The 14355-nt window shown below is 69.1% G+C and carries 15 protein-coding genes; 8 read left to right on the top strand and 7 right to left on the bottom strand.

Translation table 11 applies throughout. The annotated features are described in order from the left end of the window. The first annotated feature begins 67 nt into the window (after nt 1–67). The 3 genes from C8D87_RS38020 to C8D87_RS38010 all read left to right on the top strand — a co-directional run bounded on the left by C8D87_RS38020 (nt 68) and on the right by C8D87_RS38010 (nt 3121). Nucleotides 68–757 carry a LuxR C-terminal-related transcriptional regulator gene (locus C8D87_RS38020; protein WP_170154833.1) on the top strand — a complete coding sequence of 230 codons (690 nt, stop codon included), beginning with the start codon at nt 68–70 and terminating at the stop codon, nt 755–757. 105 nt (nt 758–862) lie between these two features. Continuing rightward, a complete protein-coding gene (locus C8D87_RS38015; RefSeq protein ID WP_109634433.1) occupies nt 863–2386 on the top strand; it encodes a peroxidase family protein in 1524 nt (507 codons plus the stop codon). A gap of 9 nt (nt 2387–2395) precedes the next feature. After that, a complete protein-coding gene (locus tag C8D87_RS38010; RefSeq protein WP_109635256.1) occupies nt 2396–3121 on the top strand; it encodes a hypothetical protein in 726 nt (241 codons plus the stop codon). Here C8D87_RS38010 and C8D87_RS38005 read toward each other — a convergent pair. Continuing rightward, nucleotides 3057–3446: a DUF4267 domain-containing protein gene (locus C8D87_RS38005; RefSeq protein WP_109634435.1), complete on the bottom strand. Its 390-nt coding sequence runs from the start codon at nt 3444–3446 to the stop codon at nt 3057–3059. The two genes, C8D87_RS38010 and C8D87_RS38005, sit on opposite strands and share 65 nt — an antisense overlap. 92 nt (nt 3447–3538) lie before the next feature. Between C8D87_RS38005 and C8D87_RS38000 the strand changes: the two genes are divergently transcribed. Continuing rightward, nucleotides 3539–4102 (top strand): TetR/AcrR family transcriptional regulator, encoded by a 564-nt coding sequence (locus tag C8D87_RS38000; protein ID WP_109634438.1) that lies wholly within the window; start codon nt 3539–3541, stop codon nt 4100–4102. A 7-nt stretch (nt 4103–4109) separates the two neighbouring features. Here the strand turns inward: C8D87_RS38000 and C8D87_RS37995 are convergent, their stop codons facing one another. Genes C8D87_RS37995 through C8D87_RS37980 form a run of 4 tightly spaced genes read right to left on the bottom strand, consistent with a single transcriptional unit; the run spans nt 4110 to nt 7895 of the window. After that, nucleotides 4110–5270: a THUMP-like domain-containing protein gene (locus C8D87_RS37995; RefSeq protein ID WP_112230826.1), complete on the bottom strand. Its 1161-nt coding sequence runs from the start codon at nt 5268–5270 to the stop codon at nt 4110–4112. Between the two features lies 1 nt (nt 5271). Next, complete coding sequence (locus C8D87_RS37990; RefSeq protein WP_109634442.1) at nt 5272–6228, bottom strand: class I SAM-dependent methyltransferase; 957 nt, start codon at nt 6226–6228, stop codon at nt 5272–5274. Then, nucleotides 6218–6997 (bottom strand): enoyl-CoA hydratase/isomerase family protein, encoded by a 780-nt coding sequence (locus C8D87_RS37985; protein WP_109634444.1) that lies wholly within the window; start codon nt 6995–6997, stop codon nt 6218–6220. Before C8D87_RS37985 ends, C8D87_RS37990 begins: the two co-directional genes overlap by 11 nt. A 55-nt stretch (nt 6998–7052) precedes the next feature. Next, complete coding sequence (locus C8D87_RS37980; RefSeq protein WP_109634447.1) at nt 7053–7895, bottom strand: ABC transporter ATP-binding protein; 843 nt, start codon at nt 7893–7895, stop codon at nt 7053–7055. A 145-nt stretch (nt 7896–8040) separates the two neighbouring features. Here C8D87_RS37980 and glgX point away from each other — a divergent pair, with 145 nt between their 5' ends. Continuing rightward, on the top strand, nt 8041–10155 hold the full coding sequence (glgX, locus tag C8D87_RS37975) for a glycogen debranching protein GlgX (RefSeq protein WP_109634449.1): 2115 nt from the start codon (nt 8041–8043) through the stop codon (nt 10153–10155). Here the strand turns inward: glgX and C8D87_RS37970 are convergent. Beyond that, entirely contained in the window at nt 10132–10965 is an 834-nt protein-coding gene (locus C8D87_RS37970) for a PIG-L deacetylase family protein (protein WP_112230824.1), read from the bottom strand. The two genes, glgX and C8D87_RS37970, sit on opposite strands and share 24 nt — an antisense overlap. A 260-nt stretch (nt 10966–11225) precedes the next feature. Between C8D87_RS37970 and C8D87_RS37965 the strand changes: the two genes are divergently transcribed. Genes C8D87_RS37965 through C8D87_RS37955 form a run of 3 tightly spaced genes read left to right on the top strand, consistent with a single transcriptional unit; the run spans nt 11226 to nt 13355 of the window. Next, the gene (locus tag C8D87_RS37965; protein WP_109635259.1) at nt 11226–11804 is read left to right on the top strand and encodes a cysteine dioxygenase; all 579 of its coding nucleotides are present in this window, start codon (nt 11226–11228) and stop codon (nt 11802–11804) included. Beyond that, nucleotides 11801–12190, top strand: coding sequence for a rhodanese-like domain-containing protein (locus C8D87_RS37960; protein ID WP_112230822.1), 390 nt, complete (start codon nt 11801–11803; stop codon nt 12188–12190). The genes C8D87_RS37965 and C8D87_RS37960 overlap by 4 nt, the downstream gene beginning before the upstream one ends. A 43-nt stretch (nt 12191–12233) precedes the next feature. Then, entirely contained in the window at nt 12234–13355 is a 1122-nt protein-coding gene (locus C8D87_RS37955) for a tetratricopeptide repeat protein (RefSeq protein WP_146771998.1), read from the top strand. A gap of 258 nt (nt 13356–13613) precedes the next feature. Here the strand turns inward: C8D87_RS37955 and C8D87_RS37950 are convergent, their stop codons facing one another. Continuing rightward, nucleotides 13614–14159 (bottom strand): hypothetical protein, encoded by a 546-nt coding sequence (locus C8D87_RS37950; RefSeq protein ID WP_112230818.1) that lies wholly within the window; start codon nt 14157–14159, stop codon nt 13614–13616. Nucleotides 14160–14355 lie beyond the last annotated feature (196 nt).

Here is a 14355-nt window from a genome sequence, read left to right as displayed (position 1 = left end):
AAGTGCCGCCGCCTCGCTCTGAGCGTGAGGCGCCATGCCCAAAGGCGTGCGATCAACGAGGATCGCCGTGCATTCCTGGGAACGGCTCACCGCGGACGCCGTCGCGACCTGGCTGGACGCCCTGCCCGGCTGGCTCGTCGTGGGCACCGCCTGCTCGGTGGAAGACCTGGCGTTGTTGTGTCGGCTGAGACCGCCGGACGTCGTCGTGGGGCAGTTGGAACCGGACCTCGTACCGGACTTTCCACTCGTCCCGCTCTGCCCGGCCTGGGGCCTCGCTGCCTTGCGGGCTTCGTTGGAGCACGTGCCGCTGGTTCCGCTGCGCCGTGTCGCGCCGGGTGCGCTGACCGATCGCGAGATGGAAGTCCTCGCCTACGTCTGCTCCGGACAGTCGGCCGCGTTGGTCGCGTCCGCCCTGCGGTTGTCACCGCACACCGTGGTCAACTACAAGCGGCGGATCTTTGCGAAGCTCGAGGTGCAGAGCCGGGTGCAGGCTGCTGCTGTGGTGGCGCGGCTCGGACTGGTCCGGGCTCCGTGCTCAGGGGTCGTCGCTCGTGAGAACGTTCCCACGCTCACGCATCGGGAGCAGGACATCCTGTCGTCGATCGCTCGTGGGGAGTCGGTCCGGCAGACGGCTCACGCGTTGGGGATCGCGGTGAAGACCGTGGAGTCGGAGCAGCGGCAGTTGTTCTTCAAGTTGCGGGTGCACAACCGGGCTCAGGCGCTGGCGGAGGCGCAACGGCTGGGGTTGCTGACGTGAGTGCGCAAGCCCGGCTGACGTGGAAACCGGCGTAAGGGATTGGCGTCCCCTGCATGGTTCTTCGTCCGTGCGGCAGCGAGTGATCTTGCAGAAAACTGCGCTGACATGGGCAATCTCACCAGACGTGGATTTCTGGGAGGGGTCGCGGGCGCCGGTGCGGTGACGCTGGCGCCCTCCCCTGCCGTCGCGCAGACGGTCGCGCAGACAGTCGACGCGGCCACCTCGCCCCGGTTCTTCGGACGGATTTTCCCGAACCTCCCGCCGTTCGCCGAGAACACCCCGCGCGTGCAGGACGCGTTGCGGGCGATGGGGGCGCCGGGCGGGCTGCTGGACGCCAAGGATCCGTTGCGCGAAGGGCCGATCAGGCTCATCACCAACCCCGAGCTGAGTCCCGGCAACCTCGACAACCCGTTCAACACGGCAGGGACGACGTTCCTCGGGCAGTTCATCGACCACGACCTCACCTTCGACCTCCACTCCCGGCTCGCGGTGCCGGCGGTGCCCGAGCAGAGTCCGAACACCCGCAACCCCACGCTGTCGCTGGATTCCGTGTACGGCGGCGGGCCGGTTCAGAGTCCGCAGCTGTACGACAGCAACGACAGAGCGAAGTTCCGGGTCGAGAGCGGCGGGCTGTTCGAGGACCTGCCGCGCCGCAGTGACGGTGTGGCGATCATCGGGGACCCGCGCAACGACGAGAACCTCATCATCTCCGGGTTGCACGCGGCGTTCCTGTTGTTCCACAACCGGGTTGTGGATCGGCTCAGAGCGCAGAACACGCCAGCCGACCGGGTCTTCGCGGAGGCGCAACGAACCGTTGTGTGGCACTACCAGTGGATCGTGGTGCACGAGTTCCTGCCGCAGGTCATCGGCTTCGGGCTCACGCAGGACATCCTCACCCACGGGCGGCGCTTCTACCGGCCCGCGCAGAACCAGCACTTCATGCCGGTCGAGTTCCAGGGGGCCTGCTACCGGTTCGGGCACAGCCAGGTGCGGCCGTCCTACCGGGCGAATTTGAAGGGGGACAACAACAACCAGCCGTTCTTCGGGTTCATCTTCGATCCGGCGGCCGAAGGACAGAGCGACCCGGTGGATCTCCGCGGCGGGCGGCGGGCGCGCAGGAGGTTCATCGGGTGGCAGACGTTCTTCGACTTCGGGGACGGGCAGGTGCGGCCCAACAAGAGGATCGACACGCACATCAGCACGCCGCTCTTCCGGTTGCCGCTCGGCGCCATCGCGGACGGCAGCCCGCCCACCGCGCTCCCCCAGCGCAACCTGCTGAGGCACCTCACGTGGTCGTTGCCGTCCGGGCAGGCCGTGGCGCAGGCCATGGGCATTCCGGTGCTGGACAACGTGCCTGAGCTCAGGGAGTTCGGCTTCGACCGCTCGACACCGCTCTGGTACTACACGTTGCGGGAGGCCGAGACGCTCGGCGACGGCATCACGCTCGCGGGAGCGAGCGCCAGGCTGATCGGTGAGGTGTTCGTCGGGCTGCTGCAGCTGGATCCAGAGTCGTACCTGCGGCAGCAGCCGGGCTGGAAGCCGACGCTGCCGGCGCGCTCCTCCGGTCAGTTCGGAATGGTCGACCTGCTCAGGCTCGCCGGGGTCGATCCCGTGAGCCGGGGCCAATAGTGTGGGGTGGTGTTCACCGTTTCGGAACGCGACCGGTTGCGTCGTGACCTCGTGAACGCCGCCGACACCGACCCGCGCGTGGTCGGGGCGGCGTTGACGGGGTCGGCGGCCGTGGGCAGGGAGGATCGCTGGTCCGACATCGACTTCGCGCTGTCGGTCGACCGCGAGATCGACGCCGTGGTGGCCGACTGGACCGCGCTGATGTACGCGTGCGGCGCGGTCAGCCACCTCGACGTGCGGCGCGGGGCTGTTCTCTTCCGGGTCTTCCTGATGCGGTCGACGTTGCAGGTGGACATCGCCTTCTGGCCGTCGACCGAGTTCGGGGCGACGGGGCCCACGTTCCGGCTGCTCTTCGGTGACGCCAACGAGATTCCGCAGTCGGCGCAGCCGGACCGCGCCGAGCTCATCGGACTCGCCTGGCTCCACGGGCTGCACGCGCGGTCGTCGATCGAACGCGGCCGCTGCTGGCAGGCGCTCTACATGATCAACAACATGCGTGACCACGTGATGTCGTTGCGCTGCCTCAACGAAGGCGTCAACGCCGTGCAGGGGCGCGGCCTCGACGATCTGCACGACGCCCGCGAGTTCGCCGGGACGCTCGTGCTCTCCACACACCCCGACGAGCTGCGCAGGGCGTTCCACGTGCTGACCGGACTGCTGCTCACCGAGATCAGCGACTCGGCACTGGCTGAGGCCGTGCGGGCGCTGTCTCCCGGAGCAGCAGTCCAGCGGTGAGCAGCACCAGCACGGCCGCGGAGCCGTGCACCGCCAGCGCGTAGCCCACCGAACCGCCACTCGTGATCACCGCCAGGCAGTCGCCGATCGGGATGATCGAGTCGGCCAGCACCACCCAGCCCAGCGCGCGACGCTGCTTCAGCAGCAGCAGGATCAACGCTGTCAGGCCGTACGCGAGGTCGCGCACACCCTTCACGACGTAGTAGCCGGACGGGTCGACGATGCCGAACCCCGCGGCCGCGCCGTGCCCGTTGAACAGGTAGCCCAGCCCGAAGACGAAACCGGCCAGCACGACGAGCCAGGCCATGATCGTGGTCAACCGCATGATCTCTCCCCATGATTTCTAGCACTGCTAGCAACTAGAGCAACGCTAACAGTACCAGCGCTCGAATGTCTAGCAGTGCTAGATTCAGAGCCGTGACCATCCAGAGCCGGCGCGAACGCGAACGCGCCGAACGCCACCAGCTGATCATCGACGCGGCCCGCGAGCTGGCCGAGGCGGAAGGCTGGGACGCGGTCACCACGCGCAGGCTCGCCGAGAAGGTCGAGTACAGCCAGCCCGTGCTCTACAGCCACTTCAAGAACAAGGACGCGATCATCCGCGAGGTCGCGATCCAGGGTTGTGGCGAGCTGGCCGAGAAGTTGCACGAAGCCAATGCCCTGCAAGGAAAATCGCGCCCGCACGCCGTCGCGGAGGCATACCTGGAGTTCGCCAGGGAGAGGCCCGCACTCTACGACGCCATGTTCGTGCGGGAGGTCGACATCCCGTTCGGCACCGCCGACGCGCCCGCCGAGCTGCGCGCGGCGTTCGCCGAGCTCGTCGCCGCGGTCGAACCCGTTGCGGGCGACCGTGATCTGGAGACGCTCACCGAGGTCTTCTGGAGCACGCTGCACGGCATCGCCACGCTCACCCACGGCAAGCGGCTGCGGCCCAGCCACCACCTCGATCGACTGGATCTCGTGCTGAGCCAAGGCCGCTAGCGCGGGATCAGGTCCGCTCTGCCCGACACAGCACCATGACGGGTTTCGTACCGATCCTGGTCAACACCACCGTGGCCTCGTCACGGCCGACCAGCTTCAACCGCTTCCGCAGGGTGTTCGGGTCGACATCCAGGCCGCGCACCAGGATCTCCAGCCGGCCGATCCCGCGCGTCTTCAGCAACGACTTGAGCGCCTTCTCCGTGTAGTGCCCGTGGTCGAGCACGCGGAACGCGCGGATGCCCGCGGGAGGTGTGTCTCCGCTCAGGTACGCGATGCGTTCGTCGAGCTGCCACAGACCGTGGCGGGCCGCGTAGTGCCGCACCAGGCCCGCGCGCACGACCGCGCCGTCCGGGTCGATGATCCACTCACCGGGCGGGGCGACCGGGCAGTCGTCGGGTTCGGCGTCGGTGACGGTCCACGAGTCGTCACCGTGGATGACCGTCGCGCGGCGTGAAACTCCTTCCGTGGCAAGGCCTCGCGTCCACAGGCAGGCTTCGCGCACGGCGCCGTCGAGCGACACGAGCTCGATCTCGTCGGCCCACGGCGCGACCGCGAAGTCGATGCCGGGCGCGCACTTCACCGCGAGGTCGACGTGCGCGTACACCTCGGACAGCTCGTCCAGCGGTGGCACGAAGTCCTGCGGGTGCCACTTGCGGCGGCCGGACGAGTCACGGCGGGCCGGGTCCGCGGTGACGGCCGTGGCCCGGGAGACCGGCTTCAGCGCGTCCGCCTGGACGACCAGCTGGCCGGGAACGTTGTTGCGCGCCATGGCGAGCCGGACCGGGTCGAGGTCCGAGCCGACGCACCGGGAAGCGACAGCGTTCAACGCGAACAGGTCCGCGCCGATCGAGCACGTGACGTCGTGCACATCGCGCCCGGCGAACCGCGAAGCCCGATGGCGGGCGACCGGTGACGCGGTGGCCTGCTGGAGGGCGTCGTCGGTGAAGAGCCACTCGGCGGCGTTGTCCAGTTTGGACGTCGCGCGACGGCGCAGCAGCACGGTTTCCACGACGGGAGCGAACCGCTCGCCGAGGAGCTTGCGGGCGACGCCCACGTCGTGCAGGCGAGAAGAGTCCGTGAAGGGCAACGCGTTCACCTCGGCGACGGCGGCGACTCCGGCGGCGGACCGCAGGAACGCCACGTCGTCCGAGGTGAACGCGTACCCCAACTCAGGAGGACTTCTTGCCGGTGACCGACACGTTGTAGAACACCTCGCGCGGCAGGACCTTCGCGAAGATGTTCTGGTCGACCCACGAGAGGTTCTGCCAGGTGCGGTAGGCGAACATCGCCCAGCCGAAGCCGAGCTTCTCGCGCGGCACGGCGGCCTCGAACGTGCGCACCGGCCAGCCGAACAGCGCCGCGGACAGCTCGTCGGTGACGGCCTTGACCTCCACCGCGCCCGCGCGCCGCGCGGTCTTCTCCAGGTCGTCCGGGTCGAACGTGTGGAGATCGACTACGGCTTCCAGCGCGGCGGCGCGGGAGGACTCGTCGAGCTCCTCCTGCGGGCGGCGCCAGTCGTTCAGCACCGGCACGGCCTTGGTGATGTTCGTGGTCAGCCACCACGTCGCCTGGCCGAGCTTGCGGGCGTAGAAGTTGCCGATGTTCGTCGGATCGCCCGCGAACACGAACTTGCCGCCCGGCTTGAGCACGCGCAGCACCTCGCGCATCGCCGCCTCCACATCCGGGATGTGGTGCAGCACCGCGTGGCCGACGACGAGGTCGAACGTGTTGTCGTCGTACGGGATGCGCTCGGCGTCGGCGACCCTGCCGTCGACGTCGAGACCGAGGTGCCGGGCGTTGCGCAGCGCGACCTCGACCATGCCGGGCGAGAGGTCGGTGACCGAGCCCTTCTTGATCACGTCGCCCTGCATGAGGTTCAGCAGGAAGAAGCCCGTGCCGCAGCCGAGCTCCAGCGCGTGCTCGTACGGACCCGTGTCACCCGCGACGGCCTTGAAGCGGTCGACGGCGTAGGTGATGCAGCGGTCGTCGTAGGAGATCGACCACTTCTCGTCGTACGTGCCCGCTTCCCAGTCGTGGTAGAGCACGTTGGCGAGCTTGGGGTCGGAGTACGCCGCCTGGACCTCTTCCGCGGTCGCGTGCGGGTTGGGTGCCGGATCAGTTGCCACTGAACTTCGCCTTTCCCGGGCCGTTCTCGATGAACGACTCCACGCCCGCCTTCTTGTCCTCCGTCGCGAACAACGCCGCGAAGAGGTGGCTCTCCAGCTTGAGGCCCGACTCCAGGTCGGTGTCGAGGCCACCGTCGACGGCGGCCTTGGTCGCGGCGAGCGCGAGCACCGGCCCGTTGACGAACTGCTTGGCCCAGCGCCTCGCGGCCTCGTACACGTCGTCCGGAGCGACGACCTCGTCGACCATGCCGATCTCCAGCGCCTCCTGGGCGCCGACGAACCGGCCGGTGTAGAGCAGGTCCTTGGTCTTCGACGGGCCGATCAGCCGGGCGAGGCGCTGCGTGCCGCCACCGCCGGGGATCAGGCCGAGCAGGATCTCGGGCTGGCCGACCTTGGCGTTGTCGCCGGCGATGCGGCGGTCGCAGCCGAGCGCGACCTCGAAGCCGCCACCGAGCGCGTAGCCGGTGATGGCCGCGACGGTCGGCTTCGGGATGGTGGACAACGCGCCGAGAGCGTCCGACAGGCTCTTGGCCCGCAGCGTCATCTCGGCGTGGGAGATCTGCGCGAACTCCTTGACGTCGGCGCCCGCCGCGAAGACCTTCTCGCCGCCGTAGACGATGACGGCGTAGACGTCCGACCGTTCGCTCGCCTCCTTGGCGGCGGCCTGGAGCTCGGTCTGCACCTGCCGGTTCAGGGCGTTCATCGGCGGCCGATCCAGCCGGATCGTGCCGATCCCGTCCTCGACTTCCAGCCTGACGAACTCAGCCACGCAGCGCCCTCCTAGTTGTCGCGACCCCGGTGTCACGTTACTTGGCGGTAGCTTCTCAGACCTTTCGGCGGGCGAAGAACCGCTCCCCCGACTTTTGCAGTTCGAGGTCCTGACCGAACGTCTTTGAGAGGTTTTCCTCAGTGAGGACGTCGTCGAGCAGGCCCTGGGCCACGATCGAACCCTCGCGGAGCAGCAGCGCGTGCGTGAAGCCGGGCGGGATCTCCTCGACGTGGTGCGTGACGAGGATGGTCGCGGGCGCGTCGGGGTCCATGGCGAGCTCCGACAGCTTGGCCACGAGATCCTCGCGTCCGCCCAGGTCAAGGCCTGCGGCGGGCTCGTCCAGCAGGAGCATCTCGGGGTCGGTCATGAGCGCGCGGGCGATCAGCGTGCGCTTGCGCTCACCCTCGCTCAGGGTGCCGTAGAGGCGGTCGGCGAGGTGCGCGATGCCCAGGGTGCCGAGCAGCTCCCGGGCCCGGTCGGTGTCGAGCTTGCCGTACTCCTCGCGCCACCTGCCCAGCACCGCGTAGCCGGCGGACACGACGAGGTCGACGACCGTCTCGTCACCGGGGACGCGTCCGTTGAGGGCCGCGCTGCAGAGGCCGATGCGGGGCTTGAGCTCCTGGACGTCGGTCTTGCCCAGGCGCTCGCCCAGGAGGTGGACCTTGCCCCTGGTGGGGTGCAGCTCGGCGCTGGCCAGCCGCAGCAGGGTCGTCTTGCCCGCTCCGTTGGGGCCCAGCACCACCCAGCGCTCGTCCAGTTCCACGCTCCAGTCGATGTTGCCGACCAGCGTGTTCTTCCCTCGACGGACCGATACGCCCGCCATGTGCACGACCAGATCTGTCACGTCGACGTCCGCCACGAGCCCATTGTTCCCAACGGCCTCCCGCACCCCACCCATCGGGGGTCACCCGGACGTCACGTGGGGAGCCCGTGCACCTCGGGGCCGCCGGTGATGTGAGCGATGCACGCTATGAGCAGGCGCACTGCGCCGCCTGGCTGAACTCGCAAGTTTTTTGTCGGTGTCGGATGCCAAGATCGGAGGTATGGCTACGCGACCCGAGTCCGAGGTGCTGGCAGGGCGTCCGTTCCCACTGGGGGCGCACGCCGAGGCGGGCGGTGTCCGGTTCGCGGTGACGTCACACGTCGCCGAGGCGGTCGAGGTCTGCCTGATCGACGACGACGGGGCAGAGAAGCGGGTGGAGCTCACCGAACGGACGTTCGGGGTGTGGCACGGGCTGGTGCCGGGGGTCACGCCGGGGCAGCGGTACGGGTTCCGGGTGCACGGGCCGTACGACACCGGGCGCGGGCTGCGGTGCAATCCGGCGAAGATCCTCGTGGACCCGTACGCGCGGCAGATCACCGGGAAGATCACGGACCTCGGTGCCGCGCTGGGGTACGTCGGCGACCCGATGCACGGGCCGCCGTCGGCCGTCGACTCGCTCGGGTCGGTGCCGCTGTCGGTGGTCAGCTCGCCGGGCGGCGCGGACACCGGGGTGAAGCCCGAGGTGCCGTTCGAGGAAGCGGTCATCTACGAACTGCACGTCAAGGGCTTCACGAAGAACCACCCGGAGATCCCGGAGAAGCTGCGCGGCACGTACCTGGGGCTGGCGCACCCGGCGGCGATCGAGCACCTCACCAGGCTCGGCGTCACCACCGTGGAGCTGCTGCCGGTGCAGGCGTTCCAGGACGAACCGTCGTTGATCCAGCGGAACGCGAGCAACTACTGGGGGTACTCGCCGCTCGGGTACTGCGCACCGCACGCGGGGTACGCGAGTGAGCCCGGCCGGGAGGTTCAGGAGTTCCGGACGATGGTGGCGGCGCTGCACGCCGCGAACATCGAGGTGTTGATCGACGTCGTCTACAACCACACGTGCGAAGGCGGGCCGGGCGGTCCGACGATCTGCTTCCGGGGGTTCGACGCGCCGGGGTACTACCTTCACGCGGGTGGGGGCAGCACGGTGGACATCACCGGCTGCGGGAACACGCTGGACGCCGGGTCGCCGCAGGTCGTGCGGCTGGTCACGGACTCGCTGCGGTACTGGGCCGGCGAGATGGGCGTGGACGGGTTCCGGTTCGACCTGGCGTCGACGATGGGGCGGCCCGGCGGCGGGTTCTTCGACCGGGACAGCGCTCTGCTCACGGCCATCACCACGGATCCGCTGCTGTGCCGGGCCAAGTTGATCGCCGAACCGTGGGACGCGACCGGGGACGGGTACCGGGTCGGCGACTTCGGGGTGCAGTGGGCCGAGTGGAACGGCCGGTACCGGGACACCGTCAGGGACTTCTGGCGCGGGCACACGTCGGTGCGGGATCTCGCGTACCGGCTGAGCGGGTCGAGTGATCTGTACGCGGACGATCTGCGCCGGCCGTGGCAGTCGATCAACTTCATCACCGCGCACGACGGGTTCACGCTCAGGGACCTGGTGTCCTACAACGACAAGCACAACGAGGAGAACGGCGAGGACAACCGCGACGGCACGAACGACAACCGGTCGTGGAACTGCGGGGCCGAGGGCGAGACGACGGATCCCGAGATCCTGAAGCTCCGGGCCAAGCAGGCGCGGAACCTGCTCGCGACGCTCGTGCTGTCCACCGGCACGCCGATGATGGTGGCGGGCGACGAGATGTGGCGGACGCAGGGCGGCAACAACAACGCCTACTGCCTCGACAACGCGGTGTCGTGGGTGGACTGGGACCGGACCGACGCCGGTGAAGCGCTGCTCGGGTTCACCCAGCGGCTCATCGAGCTGCGGGCCAGCTCACCGGCGTTGCGGCAGCCCGAGTTCTTCGAGGGACGCACGACGCCGAGCGGCAACCCGGACCTGGTGTGGTTCCGGCCGGACGGGCAGGAGATGGCCGAGACCGACTGGTTCGACGAAGGACGCCGCACGCTCGGCATGTTCATCGACGGCTCGAACTGCCTCTCGCGCACGCGGGAAGGTGAGCTCGTGTCGGACGACTCGTGGCTGTTGCTGATGCACGCCGGGGCGGACCCCATCACGGTGACGTTGCCGCACGAGCGCTACGGGCCGTCGTACGAACCGTTCCTGGACACCACGACACCGGACGGCTCCCCCGCGGATCCTTCCGGCCTGCTGCCGAGGTCGAAGCTGACGCTGGAACCGCGCTCGCTGCTACTGCTGCGCCTGCCGCGCTGAGCGAGGCAGGTCGATGTACTCGTGCGGGTCCGCCGCCGCCGGGTCGATCATGAGCTTGCCGACGCTGTGGTACCCGAGCGCGTACCGGCCGCGCTCCGGGTCCCAGCGGCCGTACTCGGCCAGCGCCTGCCGCTTGCGCGCGAACTGCTTGGCGGACAACGGAAGCACGTAGTCGGCAGTCCGCTGCTCCCGCGGGTACGTGTAGCCGTAGACCCAGTAGAAGCGGAAGTCGAGGCCCGCAAGGCCTTCCGCGGCCTCACGGCACGCCTTGTGCGTCAGGTTGGGCTGGTCGGGCGGGGAGCCGTGGATCACGTCGCGGTAGCCGTTGACCAGCTTGTGCGAGGCACCGGGGTGCTTCCGCTCGAACTCGAGGATCGTGTTCCGCACCTCCCGGACGAACCCGGCGTAGTCGCCCCACGCGGAGTCCGGCCGGTCGCGGACGACGACCTCGTCGACGCCGAGACGTCGCGCCGCCGCCCTGAACTCGGCGGTGCGCGCCCGCACGATGTCCTCCTGCGTCAACCCGAAGCGGTGTGAACCACCGCCGGGGCAACCCTGCCCGAGAGGACAGTCGGCGGTGCCGTTCATGATGTCGAGCAGGCCGCCGTTCTCGCCGCGGGTGAGCAGCACGAGGATCACCCGGCGGCCGGCCTCCTCGTGCTCACGGATCGACCCGGCCATCGCGAGTGACTCATCGTCCTGGTGGGGCGAGTAGAAGATCGCTGGTGGCGCGACGGCCCTGGCGGTGCCGGTGGGAACCAGGGCCACGGCGGCACCGAGAGCGAGCGCTGTGCGACGACTGATCTCCATGCTGATCTGCCTACGGCCCGGAGCAGGACGGTCGCAAGATCTGGTCTATACCACAGACCACCGAGTGGACGCTCTAGCCACTCTCCGAGAGGGTCTGGCACCATCGCTCGCGTGCCGGTCCACTTCTTCTGGTCCGACCGCACGATCGACCTCGTCCTCGTGGCCTCGTGCGGGTGTAGCTCGACGCGACGCGCGCGCTGAGCCGCTGCGTCGCGTCTTGATCGCTACCCCGTACCGACGTGGCCATCAGGAGCGAGCCGGTGACTTCGACCATCGCAGAATTCGACCTGCATCCGCGGCTGGACAGCCAGCTGCTGCGTGACGTGATCCACCCGTCCCGGCCTTTGTGGACGCCGCGCGAACTGCGCGACCTGACCTCGTTCGTGGCGAGCGAGCTGACCACGGGCCTGCTGGAGATCCTCGAGTACTCGGCCGACCGCCGCTGGTGGGCGCGGCTCGGCCTGACCGAGGGCGTGGAGCTGTGGCTGCTGTCGTGGCTGCCGGGACAGGGCACGGAGCCGCACGACCACGGCGGCTCCGCCGGGTCGTTCACCGTGCTGACCGGCGCGCTGCGGGAGGACTACCGCTACCCGGCGGGACCGGTCCGCACGGCGGTCCGCAACACCGGTGAGGCGCTGGGCTTCGGCTCCGGGCGGGCACACCAGGTGACGAACCCGTTCGCCACGCCCGCCGCGACCGTGCACGCCTACTCCCCGCCGCTCGTGCCGACCCGCGAGTACGCGTCGCTGCTCGACATCCCCGACTCGATCCCGCCGCTGCCCGCACAGCGTCTCCCCCTGTCCGAACTGCGTCAGCTGGCCGACCAGGAGGGCCCGTGAACAACGTCGACATCATCCTCGAAGAGGCGCGGTCCCACCTGAAGCGGCTGGAGCCGCATGAGCTGCACCGGCTCGAGGACGCGTTGATCGTCGACATCCGGCCGATCCACAACCGGCTGGCCGAGGGCGAGATCGAGAACTCCGTCGTGGTCGAGCGGATCGTCCTGGAGTGGCGGCTGGATCCGGCCGGAAACTGGCGGTTGCCCGGCTTCGACGCCGGCACCACGGTGGTCGTGGTGTGCAACGAGGGATGGGCCTCGTCGCTGGCGGCTCGCGATCTGCAACGGATCGGGCTCGCCAACGCCACCGACCTCGTCGGCGGGTACCGCGGCTGGCGCGCGGCCGGTCTGCCGATCCGGGAGGGCGGCTCCCAGGCCGTGGTGTGAACCGGGGGTGGAACCGCTGTCACGCCGGTAGCGTCTGGAGGTCGTGGCAGTTGTGCGCTGGGTCGTGACGGCACTGGTGGTGGCCGGCACGATCGCCTGGACCTTCCCGGACTTCCACCTCGGCCTGGCCGGGGCGTTGATCGGTCTCCTGCTGCAGCTCACGGCGGCGCAGGCGGGTCTGGCGCTCGGCGCCGTCCTGTTCGGACTGCGGATCACACACCTGATCATCGGCCTCGGCAGCGAGCTCAAGTCGTGGACCAGGACGAACCAGCGGATCGTGCTGCGTTCCATCCCGGTGCTGGCCGCGGTCGGCATCACCGGGCAGAAGCCGGGCGTGCGCAGGCGGACGGTCATCACCGGGGCCTTCGCCATCGCCTGCTGCGCGCTGATCACGGCGGCGGCCTGGCTCGCGATCGGTTCGGCGTTCGGCAAGGGCCTTGCGCTCGCCACCACCGCGTGCCTCTGCCTGCAGCTCGTGCCGATCGACAAGGCCGGCCACACCAGCCTGGGCTGGTTCGTGTTCGGCCTGCCGAAGCTGAGCGGCCGTCGGCTCGGCGAGCTGGAGGCACGGCCGCGGGTGCTGGTGGGCATGGACGCCTACCACCGCGGCGACATCGACGAGGCCGAGCGGATCTACGACGAGCTGGTGAAGGACCACCCCGACCTGATCACCGTGGTCGGGCTCAAGGTCGTGACCAGGTGCGCCCGCGAGAAGTACCTGGAGGCGCTGCAGGCGGTGCTCGCGCTGAACGGGCGCGACGACATCGGCACGCGTGAGCTGGCGTTCATCATGGCCACCACGGCCGGGATCACCGTGCAGGCGGTCGAGGCCGGGCAGTTCCCCGCCGAGGTCGGGCTGCAGACAGCCCGCAACATGCTGAACAACGCCTACGAGGCGGGTTATCCGCAGCACCGGGCGAACGGGACGCTGGCGGTCATGGCGCTGGTCGAGGGCGAGACCGCGAAGGCCAGGCAGCTGGCCGGGTGGGCCGCCAAGAGCAGCGAGAACGCGCCGGGACGTGCCGACGACCTCATCACCGTGGCGCGGGCGTGGATGGCAGACGGCAACAACGCGAAGGCCCGCGATCTCGTGGCCGAGGCGCACGAGCTCGCGGGCTGGAGTCCGCGGGTGGCGGCGACCCGCGCCCGTCTCGAGATCAGCTAGCCGCAGCTCGAGGTGCCCACGACGATGTTGCCGCCGCCACCATTGCCATCACCTGCGCAGGCTAACCACATCGTCTGACCGAAAACGGATCAGTCGCACAATTGTGTGCAGTTCCGAAAAGCGCCAGAACCGCAACCACCGGGTGACCGCGCAGGTGGTGACAGGTATTCAGCCCGGCGCGGAATGCTACGGAACGCACACGGGAAAGGGTCCGTCACCGAGACCGGTGACGGACCCTTTCCCACCCCGCGTTTCAGATCAGCTGTTCTCGACCGGCAGCGGCAGGCCGGGCAGCGTCGGCAGGCCGCCAGGAGGTGCCGGCAGGCCGCACTTCTGCAGCAGGTCGGTGACCGTCTTGAGCAACGTCGTCAGAATCCCGGTGATCTTGCCGACGTCCGGCAGGCCACCACCGGCAGCGCCGAGGATCGCGCCGCCGAGACCGGCGATGGACGAGACCAGGTTCAGCACGACCGGCAGACACTGGTCGACAGGCCCGCTGTACTCGGCTGCCTTGACCGGCAACGGCACGCCCGGCGCGCTCACCGGCGGTGTCGGCAGACAGCCGGCGCCCTGCAGAGCGGAGACCAGCCCGAGCAGATCGCCGATCAACGGTGTCACCGCGCCCACGTTCGGGACGGGCAACAGGCTGCTGACGACTTTCGTGAGCTTCCCGGCGAGGTCGGTCACGAGACCCGCGCAGGCGGCTGGGAGTTCTGGCGCGGCGGGCGTCGCACTGGCAGCCGGTACGGATGAAGCGGTGAACAGAGCTGCGACGAGCGAGAGTGCGGTAATCGTCTTCTTCACGGCTACCTTCTTCCTCAATGCGCAAATTCGCTGGAGCCGCGCCGGAAATGCCGTCGTGGAAAATTCTGGTGCGGTTCATTCCATGTGACAGAGCGTAAGCCTGTACACCGGCCCCTACCAGCGGAGATCACGAATTCACCCACTCGAAAAAGGGCTCATTCGATTGAGGGAGGGCGCTGAATCGAACACGCGCCTG

The sequence above is a fragment of the Lentzea atacamensis genome (assembly GCF_003269295.1).
Classification (GTDB): Bacteria; Actinomycetota; Actinomycetes; order Mycobacteriales; family Pseudonocardiaceae; genus Lentzea; species Lentzea atacamensis.
The sequence above is the reverse complement of the archived record's forward strand: the minus strand, read 5'-3'. Positions and strand labels throughout refer to the sequence as shown.